The 20,375-nt window shown below is 69.7% G+C and carries 20 protein-coding genes; 11 read left to right on the top strand and 9 right to left on the bottom strand.

Translation table 11 applies throughout. From position 1 onward, the window contains the following. Positions 1-37: 37 nt before the first annotated feature. Positions 38-478 carry an OsmC family protein gene (locus QTI68_RS16825; RefSeq protein WP_286522862.1) on the bottom strand — a complete coding sequence of 147 codons (441 nt, stop codon included), beginning with the start codon at positions 476-478 and terminating at the stop codon, positions 38-40. A gap of 192 nt (positions 479-670) precedes the next feature. On the opposite strand from QTI68_RS16825, the gene QTI68_RS16820 reads away from it, so the two are divergent. Next, positions 671-2,365 (top strand): long-chain fatty acid--CoA ligase, encoded by a 1,695-nt coding sequence (locus QTI68_RS16820; protein ID WP_286522859.1) that lies wholly within the window; start codon positions 671-673, stop codon positions 2,363-2,365. Between the two features lie 58 nt (positions 2,366-2,423). On the opposite strand, the gene acpA is transcribed toward QTI68_RS16820, so the two are convergent. Continuing rightward, positions 2,424-4,649, bottom strand: a complete 2,226-nt coding sequence (gene acpA, locus QTI68_RS16815) for an acid phosphatase (RefSeq protein ID WP_286522857.1) — start codon at positions 4,647-4,649, stop codon at positions 2,424-2,426. 167 nt (positions 4,650-4,816) lie between these two features. Here acpA and QTI68_RS16810 point away from each other — a divergent pair, with 167 nt between their 5' ends. Continuing rightward, on the top strand, positions 4,817-6,211 hold the full coding sequence (locus tag QTI68_RS16810; protein ID WP_503011700.1) for a cytochrome-c peroxidase: 1,395 nt from the start codon (positions 4,817-4,819) through the stop codon (positions 6,209-6,211). Here QTI68_RS16810 and QTI68_RS16805 read toward each other — a convergent pair. Both QTI68_RS16805 and QTI68_RS16800 read right to left on the bottom strand, forming a co-directional pair. Further along, positions 6,100-6,591, bottom strand: a complete 492-nt coding sequence (locus tag QTI68_RS16805; protein WP_286522856.1) for a RidA family protein — start codon at positions 6,589-6,591, stop codon at positions 6,100-6,102. The genes QTI68_RS16810 and QTI68_RS16805 overlap by 112 nt on opposite strands. Next, positions 6,591-7,949, bottom strand: a complete 1,359-nt coding sequence (locus QTI68_RS16800) for an NAD(P)/FAD-dependent oxidoreductase (RefSeq protein ID WP_286522855.1) — start codon at positions 7,947-7,949, stop codon at positions 6,591-6,593. Before QTI68_RS16800 ends, QTI68_RS16805 begins: the two co-directional genes overlap by 1 nt. A 159-nt stretch (positions 7,950-8,108) precedes the next feature. On the opposite strand from QTI68_RS16800, the gene egtB reads away from it, so the two are divergent. The 5 genes from egtB to QTI68_RS16775 all read left to right on the top strand — a co-directional run bounded on the left by egtB (position 8,109) and on the right by QTI68_RS16775 (position 11,960). After that, entirely contained in the window at positions 8,109-9,356 is a 1,248-nt protein-coding gene (egtB, locus tag QTI68_RS16795; protein WP_286522854.1) for an ergothioneine biosynthesis protein EgtB, read from the top strand. After that, a complete protein-coding gene (gene egtD / locus QTI68_RS16790; protein ID WP_286522853.1) occupies positions 9,356-10,345 on the top strand; it encodes an L-histidine N(alpha)-methyltransferase in 990 nt (329 codons plus the stop codon). The genes egtB and egtD overlap by 1 nt, the downstream gene beginning before the upstream one ends. A 38-nt stretch (positions 10,346-10,383) precedes the next feature. Then, the gene (locus tag QTI68_RS16785; protein ID WP_286522852.1) at positions 10,384-10,665 is read left to right on the top strand and encodes a DUF427 domain-containing protein; all 282 of its coding nucleotides are present in this window, start codon (positions 10,384-10,386) and stop codon (positions 10,663-10,665) included. Further along, entirely contained in the window at positions 10,662-11,402 is a 741-nt protein-coding gene (locus QTI68_RS16780) for a 2OG-Fe dioxygenase family protein (protein ID WP_286522850.1), read from the top strand. Before QTI68_RS16785 ends, QTI68_RS16780 begins: the two co-directional genes overlap by 4 nt. 111 nt (positions 11,403-11,513) lie before the next feature. Next, a complete protein-coding gene (locus tag QTI68_RS16775) occupies positions 11,514-11,960 on the top strand; it encodes a universal stress protein (RefSeq protein ID WP_286503925.1) in 447 nt (148 codons plus the stop codon). 6 nt (positions 11,961-11,966) lie between these two features. Here the strand turns inward: QTI68_RS16775 and QTI68_RS16770 are convergent, their stop codons facing one another. Next, on the bottom strand, positions 11,967-12,605 hold the full coding sequence (locus tag QTI68_RS16770) for an RluA family pseudouridine synthase (protein ID WP_286522848.1): 639 nt from the start codon (positions 12,603-12,605) through the stop codon (positions 11,967-11,969). A 372-nt stretch (positions 12,606-12,977) separates the two neighbouring features. On the opposite strand from QTI68_RS16770, the gene QTI68_RS16765 reads away from it, so the two are divergent. Then, a complete protein-coding gene (locus QTI68_RS16765) occupies positions 12,978-14,165 on the top strand; it encodes an MFS transporter (RefSeq protein ID WP_286523192.1) in 1,188 nt (395 codons plus the stop codon). Between the two features lie 4 nt (positions 14,166-14,169). Here the strand turns inward: QTI68_RS16765 and QTI68_RS16760 are convergent, their stop codons facing one another. From QTI68_RS16760 to QTI68_RS16750, 3 genes are read right to left on the bottom strand one after another with little or no spacing between them, the layout of a single operon-like run. Further along, positions 14,170-14,451 (bottom strand): 2Fe-2S iron-sulfur cluster-binding protein, encoded by a 282-nt coding sequence (locus QTI68_RS16760; protein WP_286522846.1) that lies wholly within the window; start codon positions 14,449-14,451, stop codon positions 14,170-14,172. Continuing rightward, a complete protein-coding gene (locus QTI68_RS16755) occupies positions 14,448-14,732 on the bottom strand; it encodes a VF530 family protein (protein WP_286522845.1) in 285 nt (94 codons plus the stop codon). Before QTI68_RS16755 ends, QTI68_RS16760 begins: the two co-directional genes overlap by 4 nt. Continuing rightward, entirely contained in the window at positions 14,729-14,875 is a 147-nt protein-coding gene (locus QTI68_RS16750; RefSeq protein ID WP_286522844.1) for a hypothetical protein, read from the bottom strand. Before QTI68_RS16750 ends, QTI68_RS16755 begins: the two co-directional genes overlap by 4 nt. A gap of 90 nt (positions 14,876-14,965) precedes the next feature. Here QTI68_RS16750 and QTI68_RS16745 point away from each other — a divergent pair, with 90 nt between their 5' ends. Further along, complete coding sequence (locus QTI68_RS16745) at positions 14,966-15,481, top strand: GNAT family N-acetyltransferase (protein ID WP_286522843.1); 516 nt, start codon at positions 14,966-14,968, stop codon at positions 15,479-15,481. Positions 15,482-15,490: 9 nt separating this feature from the next. Continuing rightward, complete coding sequence (locus QTI68_RS16740) at positions 15,491-16,396, top strand: DUF808 domain-containing protein (RefSeq protein ID WP_286522841.1); 906 nt, start codon at positions 15,491-15,493, stop codon at positions 16,394-16,396. A gap of 24 nt (positions 16,397-16,420) precedes the next feature. Here QTI68_RS16740 and QTI68_RS16735 read toward each other — a convergent pair whose 3' ends face one another. Continuing rightward, positions 16,421-16,642 (bottom strand): hypothetical protein, encoded by a 222-nt coding sequence (locus QTI68_RS16735; RefSeq protein WP_286522840.1) that lies wholly within the window; start codon positions 16,640-16,642, stop codon positions 16,421-16,423. A gap of 267 nt (positions 16,643-16,909) precedes the next feature. Here QTI68_RS16735 and QTI68_RS16730 point away from each other — a divergent pair, with 267 nt between their 5' ends. Further along, the gene (locus QTI68_RS16730) at positions 16,910-20,284 is read left to right on the top strand and encodes an autotransporter outer membrane beta-barrel domain-containing protein (protein WP_286522838.1); all 3,375 of its coding nucleotides are present in this window, start codon (positions 16,910-16,912) and stop codon (positions 20,282-20,284) included. The last annotated feature ends 91 nt before the right edge of the window (positions 20,285-20,375 follow it).

Genomic DNA, 20,375 nt, shown 5'->3' with positions numbered 1-20,375 from the left:
GAGGCGATCATAAACAGCGGCCCGGCGGGCGCCGGCGTCAGGACTTGAGCGTGGCTTTCAGCGTGATCTCCGGCACGCTGGCCAGCGCCTTCGACAACGGGCAGCCGGCCTTGGCGCCGGCCGCCAATTCCTGGAACTTCGCCTCGTCGATGCCCGGCACCACGGCTTCGAGCTCGAGCTGGATGCGATCGATCTTGAAGCCCGGACCGTCCTTGGCCAGCCGCACGGCGGCCTTGGTGTCGATCGAGGTGGCGGTCAGGCCCGCGCCTTCGAGGGCGAAGGCGAAAGCCATCGTCAGGCAGCCGGCGTGCGCCGCGCCCAGGATCTCTTCGGGGTTGGTGCCGCGCTTGTCGTCCTCGAAGCGGCTCGCGAAGCCGTAGGGGTAGTCCTTGATCGCCCCGGTCTCGGTGCTGATCAGGCCCTTGCCGGTCTTGCCGGCGCCTTCCCAGTGAACGCTCGCGTGCTTGTCTGCAGCCATGGAAGTTCCTCGTCGAAATGGGTTGAGAGGCTGCTCTTTTACGGCAGATCGGGCGCCGCGTCTGTCGGTCGATGGCGGTAGCCGGTCTTTTCCTGGCCGGCAGAGGGAGTCGCCCAGGTGACGTCTGTCGGGGCTTCCCCGATGCGTCGGTGCGGCCGGGCATCGTAGGCTCTCACGCTCTCTGGAGACTGTATGGATCGACCGCACTACAAGTTCTGGCCCCAGCGCCTGCCCCACTCGATCACCGTGCCCGCGACTTCGCTCTGGCACAACTTGGCGGTCAACGCCGCGCGCTATCCGCGCAAGCCCGCGCTGGTGTTCTTCGGCAGCGAGATCAGCTATGCCGAGTTCGCGGCCCAGGCCGAGCGGCTGGCCGGCACCCTGCATGCGCTGGGCGTGCAGCGCGGCGACCGCGTCATTCTGGACATGCAGAACTGCCCCCAGCTGGTGATCGCGCATTTCGCGATCCTGCGGGCCAATGCGGTCGTGGTGCCGGTCAACCCGATGAACCGGGCCGAGGAGCTCAAGCACTACATCCTCGACCCCGATGCCAAGTTCGCGATCACGACCGGCGACCTGGCACCCGAGCTGGCCAAGGCCAGCAATGCACTCGATCCCAAGGACCGGCTGGCGCACATGATCGTCACCCAGTTCACCGACACCTTCGACCCCGAAGTGACCGGCGACGAGGCCCCGGCGCCGGCCTGGCGCGACTGGCTGCTGACGCAGCATCCGCTGCCGACCCTGGAGGGCGGCGCCGTGATGCGCTGGACCGAGGCGCTCGCTGCCGGCCATCCGCCGCCCGAGCACGTGGTGGGTGCCGACGACATGGCGCTGCTGCCCTACACCAGCGGCACCACCGGCCTGCCCAAGGGCTGCATCCACCATCATTCGAGCCTGATGCACAACGCCTGCGCCGGCCAGCTCTGGGGCCTGGGCTCGGCCGAGGTGGTGGTGCTGGCCGTGGTGCCGATGTTCCACATCACCGGCGTGGTCAGCATGATGCACACGACGGTGCTGATCGGCGGCACGCTGGTCATCATGCCGCGCTGGGACCGCGACGTCGCAGGGCGCCTGATCTCGCGCCGCAAGGTCACCAGCTGGACCAACATCCCGACCATGGTCATCGACCTGATGGCCAGCCCGAATTTCGCCAGCTACGACCTGAGCAGCCTGAGCTACATCGGCGGCGGCGGCGCCGCGATGCCGCAGGCCGTGGCCCAGCGCCTGTTCGAGCAGTTCGGCCTCAAGTACCAGGAAGGCTACGGCCTCACCGAGACCGCCGCGCCCTCGCATGCCAACCCGTTCGAGAACCCGAAGCAGCAGTGCCTGGGCATCCCCTACATGAGCACCGATGCGCGGGTGGTCGACCCCGACACCCTGGTCGAGATGCCGGTCGGTGAATCGGGCGAGATCATCATGCGCGGCCCGGGCGTGTTCGAGGGCTACTGGAAGCGGCCCGACGCCACGGCCGCGGCCTTCATCGAGTTCGAGGGCCAGCGCTTCTTCCGCTCGGGCGACATGGGGCGCATGGACGAGGACGGCTACTTCTTCATCACCGACCGCCTCAAGCGGATGATCAACGCCAGCGGCTTCAAGGTCTGGCCGGCGGAGGTCGAGCTGCTGATGTTCCGCCATCCCGCGATCCAGGAAGCCTGCGTGATCGGCACCAAGGACGCCTACCGCGGCGAGTCGGTCAAGGCGGTGGTGGTGCTGCGCCCCACGCACAAGGACACGACCGAGCAGGAGATCATCGACTGGTGCCGCGAGAACATGGCGGTCTACAAGATCCCTCGCGCGGTGCAGTTCGTCGACGCGCTGCCCAAGAGCGGCAGCGGCAAGGTGATGTGGCGGCTGCTGCAGGAAGCCGAGAGCGGCAACGCCTGAACCGGGTGCTGCCTGCCACCGCGGGCCGGGGCGCGCAACGCCCCCGGCCCCGTGCGCATCAGGACTTGCCGCCGAAGTCCAGCGCGGCCGTCAGGTCGCCCATCGGATGGGCGCCGTTCTTCACCAGCGCCGCATCGCGCTCGAGCAGGCCCTGAAGCGGCGGCAGCGACCAGCGGTGCGTGATGAAGCGCAGGGTCGAGGCGGTGTCGTACGGGGTCTTGTCGACGTAGCCCTTCTTCGAGAACGGCGAGACGATCAGCGCCGGGATGCGCGTCCCCGGGCCCCAGCGGTCGCCCTTGGGCACCGCGGCGTGGTCGTAGAAGCCGCCGTTCTCGTCGTAGGTGATGACGACCAGCATGTGGCCCCATTGCGGGCTGGCCTTCAGCTTGGCGACCAGGTCGGCGATGTGCTCGTCGCCGTCCTTGATGTTGGCGTAGCCGTTGTGCTGGTTCAGGTTGCCCTGCGGCTTGTAGAAGCTCACGGCGGGCAGCTTGCCGGCGGCGGCGTCCTTCAGGAAGTCGCTGTCGAAATCCTTCAGGTGCGCGGCGCGGGCGTCGGCGTGCGCCACCGGGTCGAAGCTCGCGTAGTAGTTGAAGGGCTGGTGGTGGAACTGGAAGTTCGGCGACTGCGCCGCGGGCGGCACGGCGGCCGGGAACTTGCGGTCGCCCTCGGCGATGGCGGTGGTGCTGTTCCAGGCGCCGCCGTACCAGGCCCAGCTGAGGCCCTTCTTGTCGAGCAGGTCGCCGATCGTGGTCTGGGTCTGCGGCGGCAGCGTGTTGGCCTTGGTCGGGTCGGCGTAGAGCTTGGTGCTGTCGCCGGCCGCCGGCGCATTGCTGCTGGGCTGGTAGGGCGGCTGCATCGTGTTGACCGCATAGAAATTGCCGCTGGCGTCTTTGGGCGTGAGCGTGTTGTCGTTCTTGTAGACCGCGGCGCCGGCCAGGACCGAGGCCGGCGAGGTGGCGGCCGGCGTCAGCCGCACGAAGTTGCCGGCGGCATCGACGTCGATGGCCGAGATCGAGGCCTTGGCCGGCGAGCTGTCGGCGTCGGCATTGGGATAGACCGGTGCGCAGGCGCACACCAGGTACTGGTGGTTGAGGAACGAGCCGCCGAAGGCCCCCATGTAGAAGTTGTCGGCCAGGGTGTTCTCCTGCGCCAGCTTCCACAGCTTCATCTGGCTGCCGTCGAAGTAGCCCATGCTCAGCGCGCCGGCGTCGGAGTAGGCCGCGAACTTGTCGTTCTTGCCGCCGTTGATCTGCATCTGGTTGTTGTAGAAGCGATGGACCAGGTCGCGCGTGATGGTGGTGCCGTCGACCGCGGTGCCGGTGTTGAAGAAGCCCGCGGGATCGTCGATGCGGAACATCTTGTTGGGCATGCCGACCGTCTGCGCCTGCGTGATCACGGTGGTCTGCCCGCTGGCGGTGACGCCGCCCCAGACCGGCGGCAGTGCCGGCAGCACCGAGCCGTCGAAGTCCTTCTGCGGCTCGACACTGCCGGTCGATGCCGGGTTGACGCCCGGGATGCCGTTGGCGCCGGGATAGAGCCCGTAGAGGTTGTCGAAGCCCCGGTTCTCAGCGTAGATGACGACCACGTTCTGGATCTGCTCGAGTGCGAAGCGGTTGCGCAGCGCCTGCGCGATGTTGCCGCCCGCGCCGGCCTCGGCGACGGCCTCGGCAATGCGTTCGATCGACTGGTCGATCTCCACCTGCAGCGCGGTCCGGACGGCGACGTCGGTGATCTTGTTGTGGTCGGCCAGCAGCTGGGCCTCGCTGACGCCAATGCGCGTGGCCAGCGCGGTACGGGCGGCGGCCAGGTCGCCGCCGTTGGCATCCATCAGCGCGGCGAGCTCGGTGCTGATGGCGCTCACCACGCCGTTGGCGCCGGCCGGGGCGCGGAACACCAGCGCATCGGTGACCGCGCTCTCGACGCCGGTGGCCGGATCGAAGCGCTTGCTCCCGGTGCCGATCTCGGCCACCAGCGCGCCCTGGCCGTTGAGCTTGAAGGCGCCGTTGGCATCGGTGACGGCGCTGGCCTCGCCGCTGTCGCAGCGGCCGTTGTTGTTGGCGTCGATGCAGACCTTGGCATTGCGGTAGTAGCTGCCGGTGACGCCGCCCGAGGTGGTCGGCGTGGCGGCGCTGGTCGGCAGGAAGCCGAAGTTCGATCCGCTGCTGCCGCCGCCGCAGGCGGCCACCACCGCGACGGCGATGATCGAGGCGGGCCAGGGCGCGAGGCGCAGGAACTTGGCGCGCAGGGGAGCGCGTTCGCGATTTGAAGTGCGGTTCATCATGTGAGGTGTTTTTAGATGTCGATGAGCTGGCCGAACGGCCAGCGCCCGCGATGCTCTGCCGGCTTCGTGACAAGGAGATTTCAGTGCGGCTGTCATGGCGCTGACACGGGCTCCGGATAGGCTGGGCTCCCCGCACCGCCTCCGTTCCCTTGAGGCGGCGCCCCTCGATGCCGCTCTTGTTTCCGTCGTTCTCCCGCTTCGTCCCGCACGGCCTCGCCGTCCTGCTCGCCATGGCACTGGTCGGCTGCGAACGGCCGGCGCCGCAGGCAGCGGCCGCCACGCCCGCCACGGCGCCCGTCCCTGCCTACGTGGGAGCGGCCTATGCACCGGTCCCCGGCCGGCCGCAGCCCAGTGCCGCGCAACTGACCGCCCTGGGCCGACGGATCTTCTTCGACGCCTCGTTGTCGGCATCCGGCGCGCAGTCGTGCGCCAGCTGCCATGACCCGCGCCATGCCTACGGCCCGCCGAACGCGCTGTCGGTGCAACTCGGCGGCGCCGACGGCCGCACGCCGGGGCCGCGGGCTTCACCGTCGCTGCGCTACCTGCAGACGCTCGCCGCCTTCAGCGAGCACCATCACGACAACGACGGCGACGACAGCATCGATGCCGGACCAACCGGCGGCCACATGTGGGACGGCCGTGCCGATTCGGCCCACGCGCAAGCCGCGCTGCCCCTGCTGTCGGCGGCCGAGATGGCGAATGCCTCGATCGGGGAGGTGGCGCACAAGCTCGCGCGGGCCGCGTATGCGGACGAGCTGCGGGCGGCCTTCGGCGACGACCTGTTCAAGGACGACGCGGCGGCGTTCCGGGCCGCGAGCCTGGCGCTGGAGGTGTTCCAGCAGTCGCCCGTCGACTTCTACCCGTTCACGAGCAAGTTCGACGCCGTGCTGCGCGGCCAGCAGAAGCTCGATGCCGCCGAGGCCCGCGGGCTGAAGCTCTTCAACGCGCCGGACAAGGGCAACTGCGCCGCCTGCCACATCAGCGAACGCACGCCGGACGGCGCCTTTCCGCTGTTCACCGACTTCGGCATGATCGCGATCGGCGTGCCGCGCCATCGCGGATTGGCGGCCAACGCCGATCCGGACTTCCACGACCTCGGCCTGTGCGGGCCGACCCGCACCGACCTGCGGGACCACCCCGAATATTGCGGCCTGTTCCGCACGCCGAGCCTGCGCAATGTCGCGGTGCGCCAGGCCTTCTTCCACAACGGCGTGTTCCACTCGCTGGAGGAGGCCGTGCGTTTCTATGCGCAGCGCGACAGCGCGCCGGGGCGCTGGTACGGGCGCGACGCCAGGGGCCGGACGGTGCGGTTCGACGACCTGCCCGCGCAGTACCACGGGAACATCAACACCGAGCCGCCCTTCGGCCAGCATCGCGGCGACCGGCCGGCCTTGAGCGAAGCGGAGATTCGCGACGTGGTCGCGTTCCTGAAAACGCTGACCGACGCCGATCAGTTGCCGCCGTCGAATTCGACCTCGGCCTCGATCTCGACCGGGATGTCGAAGGGCAGTTCGGCCAGGCCGACCGCGCTGCGGGCGTGGGCCCCGACCTCGGGGCCGTAGAGTTCGAGGATCAGGTCCGAGAAGCCGTTGATCACGGCCGGCATGCGGTTGAAGCCGGCCGCGGCGTTGACCATGCCGAACACCCGCACCCAGGCGGTGACGCGGTCCAGGTCGCCCAGGGCGCGCTGCAGGCTGCCGAGGATGCCGAGCCCAGTCAGGCGTGCCGCGTCATAGCCCTGCTCGACGCTGAGTTCGCGCCCGACCTTGCCCAGGGGCAGGGCGAGTCCGCCGTCGCTCGCGGTCGGGCCGTGGCCCGAAATGAGCGCCCGCCGGCCGACCAGCCGGACCCACGGAAAGGGCAGCACCACACCGGGCGGCAGCTTGGCGGGGGGCGGCAGCGACAAGCCGAGGGTCTGCAGTTTCTGCTCGATGCGTGCCATCAGTCTTTCCCCTTGGCGCGGACGTCCGCCACGACCCGCGCATAGCGCTGGAAGCTCCAGTAGGCGCTGGCCCAGTCCATCAGCACCACGAAGCGGTTGCGGAAACCGATCAGGAAGTAGATGTGCGCGAAAAGCCAGAACAGCCACGCCAGCTTGCCCGAAAAGCGCAGCGGACCGAAGGGGCTGCCGAGGTCGACCACGGCCGAGTTGCGGCCGATGGTGGCGAGGTTGCCGTAGTCGCTGTATCGGAAGGGTTCGGTCGGCTGGCCCGCGATCCGGCGCAGGATGTTCGAGGCCGCGGCGCGTCCCATCTGCTTGGCGCCGGGCGAGACGCCGGGCACGGGCGTCGGCTCTTTGCCGGGCTGGTGGCTCATCGCGGCCGCCAGGTCGCCGACCACGCTGATGTCGGGCCGGCCCGGCAGGCTCAGGTCGGGCAGGACCTTGACCCGGCCGGCGCGGTCGGTCTCGGCGCCGGTGGCCGCGGCCAGCATCCGGCCGAGCGGCGAGGCGGCGACGCCGGCGGCCCAGATCACGCAGCCGCAGTCGATGCGGTGGCTGCCGAGGCCGGCGCCGCCATCGCTGAACGGGGAGGCGATCTGCAGTCCGGTGCCGTCGATCGCGGTGACGCGGGCGTTGAGCCGGACCTGGACGCCGAGCTTCTGCAGCTGTTCCAGCGCGCGCTGGCTCAGCGACTCGGGCATCGCCTGCAGCACCCGGGCGCCACCCTCGATCAGCAGCACCTCGGCGCTGCTCGGGTCGATGTGGCGGAACTCGCCTTCGAGGGTATGGCGGGCGATCTCGGCCAGCGTGCCCGCCATCTCGACGCCGGTCGGGCCGGCGCCGATGACCGCGAAGGTCAGCAGCGCGCGCCGCCGCACCGGATCGGTCTCGACCTCGGCCGCCTCGAAGCTCACCAGCACGCGGCGGCGGATCTCGAAGGCGTCGGCCAGGGTCTTGAGGCCCGGTGCCATCGGTTCCCAGGCGTCGTTGCCGAAGTAGCTATGGGTGGAGCCGGCGGCGACGATCAGGTGGTCCCAGCCCAGCTGGCTGCCGTCGGCCAGTTGCACCGTGCGGGCCGCGGGATCGATCTGCGTCACCTCGCCGAGCAGCGTCGTCACGTTGGAATGGCCGCGGAACAGCACCCGGATCGGTGCCGCGATGGACGGCGCGGCCAGGCCCGCGGTGGCCACCTGGTAGAGCAGCGGCTGGAACAGATGGTGGTTGGTCTTGTCGACGATCGTGATGTCGACGTCGGCTTTTTGCAGCTTGCGCGCCGCCTCCAGGCCGCCGAAGCCGCAACCGACGACGAGGACATGGGGGCGACCGGAAGCCGGGGCCGTCGGCAGGGGGATGCTCATCCGCCGGATGATACGCAGGGACCGGGTCGGCGCCGGGCTGGCAGCCGGGAGCGAGTTGTGCCAAAGTGGCGCGTTCCGGTCAGCGCGCAGGCGCGACCTCGTCCTACGGCGTCTCCCCGCCTGCATCGGCTAGAAACACCAAGTCAAACTGGAGACCCCATGAACCTGATCCGGCCCAAGCTGCCGGCGGCAGAGGCGTTGCGCGAACTTTTCGAGGCCGTGCGCGCGCACAGCCTCGAACTGGCCGCCCCCCTGTCGGCCGAGGACCAGTGCATCCAGTCGATGCCCGACGCCAGCCCGACCAAGTGGCACCTGGCACACACCACCTGGTTCTTCGAGACCGTGCTGCTGCAGCCGCATGCGAGCGGCTACCAGGCGTTCGACCCGCGTTTCCACTACCTGTTCAATTCCTACTACGAGGCGCTGGGACCGCGCCATCCCCGGCCCCAGCGCGGCCTCCTGACGCGGCCCTCGCTCGACGAGGTGCACGCGTACCGGCGCCACGTCGACGGCGCGGTGCTGGCCCTGCTCGCGCACGCCGGGGAAGCCGACTGGGCGACCATCGAGCCGATCCTCACGCTCGGCCTGCACCACGAGCAGCAGCACCAGGAATTGATCCTCACCGACATCCTGCATGCGCTGTGGTGCAACCCGTTGCTGCCGGCCTACCGGGCGCCGGGCGGACCGGGGCTGCGGCTGGCATCGTCCCCGCCGCCGCTGAACTGGCTGGCGCGCCCCGGCGGCGTCGCCGAGGTCGGCCACGCCCAGGGCGGCTTCGCCTTCGACAACGAGATGCCGCGCCACCAGGTCCTGTTGCGCCCCCATGCGATCGCCGACCGGCTGGTGAACTGCGGCGAGTTCGCCCAGTTCGTCGCCGACGGCGGCTACCAGCGGCCCGAGCTCTGGCTGTCCGACGGCTGGGCCGCGGTGCAGGCACAAGGCTGGCGCGCACCGGCCTACTGGCTGGCGGCCGACGACCCGCGGCTGGCGCACGAAGGCGTGCCGGGCGGCTGGCAGGTGTTCGGCCTGCACGGGGTGCGGCCGCTGGAACCCGAGGCGCCGGTGGCGCAACTGAGCTTCTTCGAGGCCGCGGCCTACGCCGAATGGGCCGGCGCGCGGCTGCCGACCGAATTCGAATGGGAAGCCGCGCACGACGCGCCCGGCATCACGCAGATGAGCGGGCAGGTCTGGCAGTGGACCCGTTCTTCGTACGATCCCTACCCGGGCTTCCGGCCGCTCGCAGGCGTCGCGGCCGAATACAACGGCAAGTTCATGGTCGGCCAGCTGGTGCTTCGCGGCGGCAGCGTCGCGACGCCCCCGGGGCACACGCGGCCCAGCTACCGCAATTTCTTCCCGCCGGCCGCACGCTGGCAGTTCTCAGGGCTGCGGCTCGCGAAAGACCTCTGATGGGCAATCCGGCATTCAACCTCCATGCGTTCCGCGCCGCGCAACGCGCCGCGCCCCTGTCCGACTTCGCGCGCGAGCTGTTCGCCGGCCTGAGCCTCGACGCCCGCAGCATCTCGCCGAAGTTCTTCTACGACGTCGCGGGCTCGGCCCTGTTCGATCGCATCTGCGAACTGCCGGAGTACTACCCGACGCGCACCGAGCTGCGCATCCTCACCGAATGCGCCTCGGAGATCGCCGCCCAGATCGGTACCGATGCCGAGATCATCGAGTTCGGCGCCGGGTCGCTGACCAAGGTGCGGCTGCTGCTCGACGCGCTCGAGTCGCCGCGGCGCTATGTGCCGATCGACATCTCCGGTGCCCATCTCGAGGCCGCGGCCGAGCGGCTGCGCACCGACTATCCGCGGCTGGCGGTGCAGCCGGTGGTGGCCGACTACACCATGCCGCTGGTGCTGCCGCCGGGGCGCGGCAATGGCGCCGGCCAGCGCGTCGGTTTCTTCCCGGGCTCGACGCTGGGCAATTTCTCGCCCGACGAGGCGCTGGCCTTCCTGCAGCTCGCGCACCGGCTGCTGCGCGGCGGCGGCCTGTTGCTGGGGGTCGACCTGGTCAAGGATCCGGCGCTGCTGCACGCCGCCTACAACGACGCCCAGGGCGTCACGGCGGCCTTCAACCTCAACCTGCTGCGGCGCGCCAACACCGAGCTCGGCTGCGACTTCGATCTCGACGGCTTCACGCATGCGGCCTTCTACAACTCGCCGCTGCGGCGCGTCGAGATGCACCTGGTGAGCCGCCGGGCACAGGCTGTGATGCTCGACGGCCAGCGATTCCACTTCGACGAGGGCCAGACGCTGCACACCGAGAATTCGCACAAGTTCACGGTCGAGGGCCTGCGCGCGCTGGCCGTCAAGGCCGGCTTCCGGCCGGCGGCGGTGTGGACCGATCCCGAGCGGCTGTTCAGCGTCCACTGGTTGCAGGCGCCCGCGGCACAATAGGGCGCTGCCCCCGTTGTGGCGGGCACCGGAGAAACTTGATGAAAGCAGTTTGGAACGGCGTCACCGTGGCGCAGAGCGACGACACGGTGCTGGTCGAAGGCAATCACTACTTCCCCATGGATTCGCTCAACCGCGACCATGTGACCTTCAGCAATCACAAGACCACCTGCGCCTGGAAGGGCACGGCGAGCTATTTCTCGCTGCTGGTCAACGGCGAGCTGCATGCCGATGCGGCCTGGTACTACGCCGATCCCAAGCCCGAGGCCGAAATGGTCAAGAACCGCGTCGCCTTCTGGAAGGACGTGAAGGTGACGGAGTGAGCCTTGCGTTCAGTCCCCCCTTCACTCCGCCCGACCGACTCGTTCCCACCCTGCGCCAGGACGGCTATGCGGTGCTGAGCCCGCAGGGCGTGGCCGACTGGCTGGGCACGCCGCTGGCACAGCTCGAAGCCCTGCACGACGACTGGTCCCATCTGCCGCCTGACGACTACCTGAAGGACGGCGGCCGCTATCGCACGCGGCGCCATGCCTGTTTCACGGTCGACGGCGCGACGCTCGAGCAGGCGCCCCACCGCGCCCACTGGCAACCGGTCGAATACAACGCCTTGCACGGCGGCATGCAGCGCTGGTTCGCGCCGATGGAGGCCGCGACCGTGGCGCAGCCGGCCTGGCAGCAGCTGATGCGCAGCCTTGGCGAGGTGGCCAGCGGCGTGCGCGGGGCGCAGCGCTGGTACGTCGAGGCGCACCAGTTCCGCATCGATACCGCCGACGGCATCGGCCGCCCGACGCCCGAGGGCGCCCACCGCGACGGTGTCGACCTGGTGGCGGTGGCGCTGGTCGGGCGCCACAACATCAAGGGCGGCGAGACTCGCGTGTTCGAGGCCAGCGGCCGCCGCGGCGAGCGCTTCACGCTGACCGAGCCGTGGACGCTGCTGCTGCTCGACGATGCCCGGGTGATCCACGAGTCGACGCCGATCCAGCCCTTGATCGAGGGCGAGGCCGGCTGGCGCGACACGCTGGTCGTCACCTGTCGCAGCGGCGGTTTCCAGGGCGATTGACGCCGGCGTCCCCGCTCCGCAGTCGTCCTACAACCGATGGCCGTGCCTTGGATGTAAATTCGAGGCCCGGTTCGCGCGAACGAGCCCTGTAGAGAACCAAAGAGGTCCGCCATGTTCAATCACATCCTGGTCCCGATCGACGGATCCGACACCTCCATGCTCGCGGTCAGCAAGGCCAGCGGGCTGGCGCTGGCGTTCGGCAGTCGCATCACGCTCATCCATGTGGTGGACAACTACCCCTTCATCGGCGTCGGCGCGGACTATGCGCTGGGCCAGAACGAATACCTCGCGGCCGCCACCAGCAGCGCCAACGCGGCGCTGGCACGCGGCGTCGCGGCGCTGGCCGCCGAAGGCCTGCACAGCGACCAGCGCGTCATCGACGGCCATGTGGTGCACGAAGGCATCGTCGACACCGCGATCGCGATCGGTGCCGACCTGATCGTCATGGGTTCGCATGGGCGCACGGGCATCGAGAAGCTCTTGCTGGGCAGCGTCACGCAGCGCGTGCTGCAAGACGCCAAGTGTCCCGTGCTGGTGGTCCGCGGCGACCTCCACTGAAGGCCCTCAGGCGAACGGCAACGGACTTTCGAATCGGAGCGCCCGGCCGTCGGCCGGGTGGTGCAGGGCGAGCGTGGCCGCGTGCAGCAGCAGGCGGGGCGCGCGTTGCCGGATCTCGTCGCTGCCGTAGAGCGCATCGCCCAGGATCGGGTGCCCGATCGACAGCAGGTGCACACGCAACTGGTGGCTGCGCCCGGTCAGGGGCTCCAGCCACAGGTGGCTGGCCTGGCGTTCGGGGAGCAGCCGCTTCACGCGCCAGCGCGTCTGGCTCGGCTTGCCCGACGGATCGATTTTCTGCAGCGGCCGGCGCGGCCAGTCGGCCGCCAGCGGCGCGTCGATCAGCGACCATTCAGGCGACACCGGCAGCAGGCCGTCGACGATCGCTTCATAGCCCTTGTGCACCTGCCGGTCCGCGAACGCATCGCCGAGCAGGCGCTGCATCTGCGCACTGCGCGCCATCAGCACCAGGCCGCTGGTCGCCATGTCGAGCCGGTGAACCACCCTTGCATCGGGCCATTGGCGCTGGGCCCGGGCACTGAGACAGTCCTGCTTGTCCTCGCCGCGGCCGGGCACGCACAGCAGTCCGGCGGGCTTGTCGAGCACCAGCAGGTGCGGGTCTTCGTGGATCGGCTGCAGTTCGGTCATCGGGAGACCGAGTCTAGGGCCTGTTCACACGACTTCCGGGGATCGCGTTGTCGAGCAAAGGGGCTGGATGCAAGGCGCCCGCGCGCAGCAAGGCTTGCGCCTTGCAAGCGCGGGCAACGCGGCAGACGGCCCCTTTGCTCGGCAACCCGAAGGGAAGGTATGCCAGGGCGGGCCACTCCGCGTTGCACTCTTTGCATGTGCCAACGCACATGCGGCGTCGCGCGCCTTGATTGGCCCGCCCTGGCATACCTTCGCGACCCCGGAAGTCGTGTGAACAGGCCCTAGGCTCGGATATCCTCGACGCCGATGTCCGCCGCCTCCGAACCCGTCCGCGCCCCGAGTTTTTCCGACCTGACGAGCGAGCGGCCCTTCATGCGGCTGTGGTCGGCGCGGCTGTTCGGGACGGCCGCCAGCCAGATGCTGCTGGTGGCGATCGGCTGGCACATGTACGACCTCACCGGCAGTGCCTGGGATCTGGGGCTGGTCGGTCTCTACCAGTTCGTGCCGGCGCTGCTGCTGGCATTGCTCGCCGGGCATGTGGTCGACCGGCACCATCGCGGCCGCATCGTGGCGGCCTGCTTCGGGGTCCAGGGCGCGGTGGCGCTGGTGTTGCTGCTCGCGGTGCAGGCCCGGCACGACACGCGCGGCCTGCTGCTCGCCCTGTCGCTCGTGCTTGGCGCCGTGCGTGCCTTCCAGATGCCGGCGCAGCAGGCGCTGACCCCGCTGCTGGTGTCGCCGATGATGCTGCCGCGCGCGATGGCCTTCAGCTCGGCCGGCATGCAGGGCGCCATCATCGGCGGGCCGGCGCTGGGCGGGTTGCTGTTCGTGGCCGGCATGGGCGTCGTCTACGGGGTTGCGGTGGCCTTCTTCGTGGTGGCGGCCGCACTGGTGCTGCGGCTGCGCTATGCGCACCTGCCGCCGGCGCGCGAGCCCGTCACGCTGCGCACGGTGCTGGCCGGTGTCGACTTCATCTGGAAGCGCAAGCCGGTGCTCGGCGCGGTCTCGCTCGACCTCTTCGCCGTGCTGCTCGGCGGCGCGGTGGCGCTGCTGCCGATCTATGCCAAGGACATCCTTCACACCGGGCCGTGGGGCCTCGGGCTGCTGCGCGGTGCGCCGGCGGTGGGCGCGCTGGCCATGTCAATCCTGCTTACGCGGCGGCCGGTCGAGCGGCACGTGGGCCGCACGCTGCTGCTGGCGGTGGGGCTGTTCGGGGTCTGCATGGTGGTGTTCGGCATCTCGCGCAGCTTCACCGTGTCGCTGGTCGCGCTGGCGGTCTCCGGCGGTGCCGACATGGTCAATGTCGTGATCCGGCAGACCCTGGTGCAACTCGAGACGCCCGATGCCATGCGTGGCCGCGTCAGCGCGGTCAACTCGATCTTCATCGGCGCCAGCAACCAACTCGGCGAGTTCGAATCGGGCGCCACGGCGGCCTTGCTGGGGCCCGTGGGCTCGGTGGTGGCGGGCGGCGTCGGCACCGTGCTGGTGGCGCTGGCCTGGCTCAGGCTCTTTCCGTCGCTGGCGCAGCGCGACCGCATCGTTCGTCAGTCAGCGGCGGCGTGAAGCCCTAGAAGACGGAGAACGCGTACGGCACGTCGAGCACCACATCCCCCACCGGCTCAGCCACGCACGGCAGGATCCAGCCCTCGGCCTTCTCGTCGACGCTGACGCCGGGCCACTCGATGCGATATCGGATCTCGCCGCTGACGAGCCTGCACAGGCAGGTGCGGCAGGTGCCGTTGCGGCACGAACTCGGCAGTTCGATGCCGGCGGCATCGGCGGCCTGCAGCAGCGTCTGGCCGGCGTCGCAGTCGAAGCTGAAGCCGCCCGGCTGGATGTCGGCCTTCATTCGGGGCGCTGCGCCGCCGACTGCTGGCGGCGCTGGTCGCGCAGCATGAAGAGGTAGAGGCTCTCGACCTTCTCGCGCGCCCACGGCGTCTTGCGCAGGAACTTCAGGCTCGAGGCCACGCTCGGGTCGCTGGTGAAGCAGCGCAGCGGAATGCGCTCGCCCAGGCCGGCCCAGCCGTAGTGCGCCGCCAGCGCGGTCACGATGGCTTCCAGCGTGAGGCCGTGCAGGGGATTGCGCGGCTGCTTCGGCGCGGCCGCGCCCGGAACGGGCGCCTGGCTCACTTGTTCTTGAGCTTGCCGCGCGGAATCACGGCCGTGGTGATGGTGCGCACCGGCTCGATGGCGGCGCCCGGCGGCTTCGGCGGCGAAGTGTCCTTCTTCGGTTTCTTGGCTTCCTTGGTGCTGCGCTGCTGACTCTTTGCCATGGTTTTCTCTCCGGAATAGATGCGAATTGCGTCGGTCAGTTTAGCGGGGCGGCGACAATAGGCTGCTTTACCGTTCCGTTTCCCGCATTCATGTCCGACTACGAAGTTCGCCCCGCCACCCTGCGCGATGCCAAAGCCATCGCCGAAGTCCACGCCGCCGCCGCCCGGGCCGCCTACGAAGGCCTCTTGCCCGAGGACGAATTGCGCGCGCTGGCGCCTGCCACCCGCGAAGCCAAGTGGCGCGAGGCCATCGAATTCAGCGAGCCGCAGGTGCAGGTCGCGGTGCTCGACGGCGAAGTGGTCGGTTTCGTCGGCTTCGACCGCTCGCGCGATGCCAAGACGCCGTCGACCACCGGCGAGATCTGGGCCATCTACGTCCTGCCCGAGCATTGGGACAAGGGTGTCGGCGTCGCCCTCTGGGACGCCGCGCGCGACGGCCTCGAGGAAGAGGGCTGCACCGTGGTCACGGTCTGGGTGCCGCTGCGCAACGATCGCGCCATGCGCTTTCACGAACTGGCCGGCTTCAAGCGCGAGATGAAGACCGCCAAGACCACGGCCATCGGGAGCGTGAAGATCGAGGAGATCCGCCTCAAGCGCAACGTCTAGCGCCGCGCGATGGCCTCCAGCCTGCTGCTGCTGCTCGACGACATCGCGACGGTGCTCGACGATGTCTCGGTCCTGACCAAGGTCGCGGCCAAGAAGACGGCCGGCGTGCTCGGCGACGACCTGGCGCTCAATGCGCAGCAGGTGTCGGGCGTCAAGGCCAACCGGGAACTGCCCGTGGTGTGGGCGGTCTGCAAGGGGTCCTTCGTCAACAAGGCGATCCTGGTGCCGGCGGCCCTGGCCATCGGCACTTGGCTGCCATGGCTGGTGACGCCGTTGCTGATGGTCGGCGGCGCCTTCCTGTGCTTCGAGGGTTGCGAAAAGCTCGCCCACAAGTTCCTGCACAAGGAAGAGCACGCGCAGGACACGGCACGGCACGAGCAGGCGGTGGCCGACGAAGGCGTCGACATCGCCGTGGTCGAGAAGCAGAAGGTCAAGGGCGCGGTGCGCACCGATTTCATTCTCTCGGCCGAGATCATCGCAATCACGCTGGGGACCGTGCAGGGCCAGCCCTTCCTGACCCAACTCACGGTGCTGGTCGGCATCGCGCTGATCATGACCGTCGGGGTCTACGGGCTGGTCGCCGGCATCGTCAAGCTCGACGATGCCGGCCTGTACCTGAGCCAGCGCCAGGGCGCGGGCCCGCGCGCCATCGGCCGCGCCATCCTGGCCGCGGCCCCCTGGCTCATGAAGGGGCTCTCGATCGCCGGCACCGCGGCGATGTTCCTGGTGGGCGGCGGCATCCTGGTGCACGGCGTGCCGGCGCTGGGCCATGCGCTCGAGGCCTGGGCGGCGCACTTCGGCGGCCTGCTGGGCGGCCTGGCCTCGATGGGCGCCAATGCCGCGGTCGGGATCGTCGCCGGCGCCCTCGTGCTGGCCGGGGTCGAAGGGGTGAAGCGGGCGCGCCGGACCCGCTGAGCCAGGCCGGCTGCGGCCGTTCTTTCAGCGGTCCTGGCCCCGGGCCCGCTGCACCAGGGCCACGACCACCAGCGCGACGCCCAGCACCAGCGCGAACCATCCCACCACGGAGGCCCCGCCGACCGTCTCGCGCCAGCCTGGCGAACTCAGGAAGTTGGGGGCGATCAGCACCGCGGCGCCGATGAGGATGCACAGCACGCCGCGCTCGATCATGCGCGGGTTGCGGGAGGGTCGTCTGGAAGCCATCGTGCAAGTGTAGGGCGCCGGCAGGCTGTCACGGCCATGTGACAGCGGCCGGTCCAGTGTCGGCCCCAGCCCCGATCCAGTGCAAGGTCGCCGTTCGGCCCTGTGGCTGCTGGGATCGCTGCTATCTGAACCATAGCGTTGTTAATCGAAAGTGCACCATTTGTGCGCAATCCGTGAACTTGTTCCAACGAAAAAGAGTACCTAAATACTACAGTCGTAAGTATTAGTTTTGGCCTTCGGGCCTCTCATTTTCGGAAGAGCAACAGCATGAACCGCGTTTTCAGTGTCGTCTGGAATTCCTCACTTCGGGTCTGGGCCGTGGCCTCCGAACGGGCGCCGCGTGCCGGCAAGACGACGACGCGTAGCGTTGCGGTGGGCGGGATCGCCGCCGCGCTGCTGGGCTTCGGCGGGGCCGCGGCGGCCGCCTGCACTGCCAGCGGAACCGTGATCACCTGCGACACCAGCTCCACGCAGACAGCGACGGTGGGCACCGGGCCCGGCATGCCGCGGAACATCTCGGTGATCGTGAACGCCGACGCCCAGGTCAGCACCGGCAACCACACCGCCATCAGCATTGGCGACAACTCCAGCATCGTGATCCACGACAACGCCACGGTCGAGAACTTGGCGCTGAACGGCTCCACCGGCCCCCACGGCACGGGTGCCAACACGATCGAGATGGGCTCGAACAACACGCTGACCATCGCCGAGGGAGCCAAGGTGCTGTCGAGCGGTTCGTCGGGCACGGCCGAGGCGATCAATCCGGTCGGCAGCGGCAACGTGATCGTCAACAACGGCGAGATCCGCTCTAGCGCCGGCGGCGGCGCCTTCTGGTTCGAGGCCACTTCGGGCCACAACACCGTCGTCAACGGTGCCACCGGCATCATCGCGTTCACCGGCGGCTCGAACAACATCATGGGCGTGTCCGGCACGATGGCGATAGATTTCACCAACAAGGGCCAGGTGCTGGGCTCGCTCACCTTTGCCAACGGCGACGACCGGCTGACCATCCACGACGGCTCGAAGATCACCGGCAGCATCGACGGCGGCGGCGGCAGCAACACGCTGGCCCTCGGCGGCACCGGGGTCGGCACCTTCGACAAGGCGTTCTCCAACTTCCAGACCCTGGTCAAGGAGGACAGCGGCACCTGGACCTACAAGAACCTGCTGCCCGGTTCGGGCATCACCAGCACCCGGGTGGCGGGCGGCACGCTGGTGCTCGGCTCCAACGCGAGCGCCTATGCCGGCAGCATGACGGTCGACGCCGCGGGCACGCTCCAGACCCCAGCCGCCTTCGCGCCCCTGGCGATCACCGACAACGGCCTGGTGCGTTTCGCACAGCCGGCCGACGCCAGCTACACCGGCCTGCTGAGCGGATCGGGCGGCATCGAGAAGACCGGCAGCGGGACGCTGACCTTGACTCGCGACCAGGCCATCACCGGCACGACCACGATCAGCGCCGGCACCTTGAAGCTGGGCACGGGTGTCACGGGCGGCACGGCGGGCAAGGTCGACGGGCCGATCGTCGACAACGGCGCCCTGGTGATCCACCGGTCGGACGCCGTCACCTTCGGCGCGCCGATCAGCGGCAGCGGCAGCGTGACCCAGCTCGGCGGCGGCGTCACCACCTTCACGGCCGACAACAGCTACCTGGGCGGCACCACCATCGCGGCCGGCACGCTGCAACTCGGCAATGGTGGCTTCACCGGCAGCGTGGTCGGCGCGATGGTCAACGACGCGGCCCTGGTCATCAACCGTTCGAATGCCCTGACCCTGGCCGGCCCGATCAGCGGCAGCGGCAGCGTGACGCAGCTCGGCACCGGCAGCACGACCTTCACCGCCGACAACAGCTACACCGGCGGCACGACCATCGTCGCCGGCGCCTTGCACCTCGGCGACGGCGGCACCACCGGCAGCGTGGCGGGCAATATCCGGAACGACTCGATGCTGGTCCTGAACCGCTCGAACACGCTGCAGCTGGCGGGCATGGTCAGCGGCAGCGGCGACTTGCTGCAGATGGGCGGCGGCACCTCGGTGCTTTCGGGCGCCAACAGCTACCGCGGCGCGACCACAGTCGCCGCGGGCACGCTGAAGGCCGGTGCGGCCGGTGCCTTGAGCGCCGCGTCGGCTCACACGGTGGCGGCGGGCGCGACGCTCGACACCGGCGGCTTCGACCAGCGCGTCGCGTCGCTTCGCAACGCCGGCACGGTCAGCCTGCTCGGCGCCGCCGCGGGCAGCAGCCTGACGGTGAATGGCGCCTACATCGGCAGCGGCGGCGTGCTGAGCCTCGGCACCGTGCTGGGCGGCAGCGGCAGCCTCAGCGACCGCCTGGTGCTCAATGGCGCCGGCGCCAGCGCCAGCGGCAAGACCACGGTGCGCATCACCAACCTCGGCGGCCTCGGCGGCCTGACCGCCGGCAACGGCATCGAGGTGGTGAGCGCCGTCGGTGGCGCCACCACCACGGCGCAGACCACGCGCGACGCCTTCGCGCTGGCCAATGGCCATGTCGATGCCGGTGCCTTCGAATACCTCCTCTATGCGGCCGACGCCTCGGGCGCGGGGGAGAACTGGTACTTGCGCTCGACGACGGCGTCGCCGACGCCACCGACGGTCCCGCCGGTGCTCGAGAACACCCAAACGGGCAAGACCGAGTCGCCGGTCAACAGCGTGCCGACCTACCGCGCCGAGGTGCCGTTGTTCGCCGCGCTGCCGGCCCAGCTGCGCCAGTCCGACCTGGCGATGCTGGGCAACCTGCATCGGCGCGTCGGCGATGAACTGGCGCCGGCGGCCGGCATGGCGGCCGGCGACCCGTCCGGCGGCCGCCAGGCCTGGGCGCGCGCGGTCTACAGCGACCTCGACATCCGGCAGGAAGGCCCGGCGTCGGCCCAGAGCCAGGGTCACGTAAGCGGCATCCAGGCCGGCACCGACCTGCTGGCCAGCGGCGCCTGGCGTGCCGGCATCTACGTCGGCACGCTCGACGGCAATGCCAACGTGGTCGGCAATGCGCGCGGGCTGATCGCCTCGGTCGGGAGCAACGACCTGAAGTCGCGCTTTCTCGGCGGCTATGCGACCTGGATGGACGGCGACGGCCTCTACGCCGACGCCGTGGTGCAGGGCGGGCGCCACAGCTACACCGTGCAGCCCTACGGCAACCTGAACATCGACGGCAAGTCGAGCAGCCTCACGGCCTCGATCGAGACCGGCAAGGCCTTCGCCTTGGGCGAAGGCTGGACGATCGAGCCGCAGGCCCAGCTGATCCACCAGAGCATGCGCTTCGACAACGTGCTGATCGGTGGCGCGCTGGTGACGCAGGATGCCGGCGGCGGCTGGATCGGCCGCCTGGGCGTGCGCGTCAAGGGCGACGTCATGACCGCGGCCGGCCGGCTCCAGCCCTATGGCCGCCTCAACGTCTACCGTGCCGGTTCTGGGACCGACGTCGCGACCTTCATCGGGCCGGCGGCGAGCACCCCGATCGCCAGCCCGGTCGGCTATACCTCGACCGAGGTGGCCGCCGGCATGACGCTGGCGCTGACGTCCACCACCACGCTCTACGGCGAAGTCGGGCAGATCTACAGCGCCGGCGGCGCCGCCAAGGTGCAGTCGACGCTGCAGGGCTCGATCGGCATGCGGCTGCGCTGGTAGGCGGGCGTGCGGGGGGGCTGGTTTGGGTTCAAATACGCTTCCAGCAGCCGCCCCCGCCGGGCGGTGATCCGAAGCCATCGCCAGACCCGAA

The sequence above is a fragment of the Variovorax sp. J31P207 genome (genome assembly GCF_030316965.1).
In the GTDB taxonomy this organism is placed as follows: domain Bacteria; phylum Pseudomonadota; class Gammaproteobacteria; order Burkholderiales; family Burkholderiaceae_C; genus Variovorax; species Variovorax ginsengisoli_B.
Note: the sequence above shows the minus strand (reverse complement) of the source record. Positions and strands in the feature narration are given on the sequence as shown.

What these genes read in the sequence shown, in the direction of transcription:
- QTI68_RS16825 (WP_286522862.1), bottom strand. Translation starts at nt 478, where the DNA reads ATGGCTGCAGACAAGCACGCGAGCGTTCACTGGGAAGGCGCCGGCAAG.
- QTI68_RS16820 (WP_286522859.1), top strand. Translation starts at nt 671, where the DNA reads ATGGATCGACCGCACTACAAGTTCTGGCCCCAGCGCCTGCCCCACTCG.
- acpA (WP_286522857.1), bottom strand. Translation starts at nt 4,649, where the DNA reads ATGATGAACCGCACTTCAAATCGCGAACGCGCTCCCCTGCGCGCCAAG.
- QTI68_RS16810 (WP_503011700.1), top strand. Translation starts at nt 4,817, where the DNA reads ATGCCGCTCTTGTTTCCGTCGTTCTCCCGCTTCGTCCCGCACGGCCTC.
- QTI68_RS16805 (WP_286522856.1), bottom strand. Translation starts at nt 6,591, where the DNA reads ATGGCACGCATCGAGCAGAAACTGCAGACCCTCGGCTTGTCGCTGCCG.
- QTI68_RS16800 (WP_286522855.1), bottom strand. Translation starts at nt 7,949, where the DNA reads ATGAGCATCCCCCTGCCGACGGCCCCGGCTTCCGGTCGCCCCCATGTC.
- egtB (WP_286522854.1), top strand. Translation starts at nt 8,109, where the DNA reads ATGAACCTGATCCGGCCCAAGCTGCCGGCGGCAGAGGCGTTGCGCGAA.
- egtD (WP_286522853.1), top strand. Translation starts at nt 9,356, where the DNA reads ATGGGCAATCCGGCATTCAACCTCCATGCGTTCCGCGCCGCGCAACGC.
- QTI68_RS16785 (WP_286522852.1), top strand. Translation starts at nt 10,384, where the DNA reads ATGAAAGCAGTTTGGAACGGCGTCACCGTGGCGCAGAGCGACGACACG.
- QTI68_RS16775 (WP_286503925.1), top strand. Translation starts at nt 11,514, where the DNA reads ATGTTCAATCACATCCTGGTCCCGATCGACGGATCCGACACCTCCATG.
- QTI68_RS16770 (WP_286522848.1), bottom strand. Translation starts at nt 12,605, where the DNA reads ATGACCGAACTGCAGCCGATCCACGAAGACCCGCACCTGCTGGTGCTC.
- QTI68_RS16765 (WP_286523192.1), top strand. Translation starts at nt 12,978, where the DNA reads ATGCGGCTGTGGTCGGCGCGGCTGTTCGGGACGGCCGCCAGCCAGATG.
- QTI68_RS16760 (WP_286522846.1), bottom strand. Translation starts at nt 14,451, where the DNA reads ATGAAGGCCGACATCCAGCCGGGCGGCTTCAGCTTCGACTGCGACGCC.
- QTI68_RS16750 (WP_286522844.1), bottom strand. Translation starts at nt 14,875, where the DNA reads ATGGCAAAGAGTCAGCAGCGCAGCACCAAGGAAGCCAAGAAACCGAAG.
- QTI68_RS16745 (WP_286522843.1), top strand. Translation starts at nt 14,966, where the DNA reads ATGTCCGACTACGAAGTTCGCCCCGCCACCCTGCGCGATGCCAAAGCC.
- QTI68_RS16740 (WP_286522841.1), top strand. Translation starts at nt 15,491, where the DNA reads ATGGCCTCCAGCCTGCTGCTGCTGCTCGACGACATCGCGACGGTGCTC.
- QTI68_RS16735 (WP_286522840.1), bottom strand. Translation starts at nt 16,642, where the DNA reads ATGGCTTCCAGACGACCCTCCCGCAACCCGCGCATGATCGAGCGCGGC.
- QTI68_RS16730 (WP_286522838.1), top strand. Translation starts at nt 16,910, where the DNA reads ATGAACCGCGTTTTCAGTGTCGTCTGGAATTCCTCACTTCGGGTCTGG.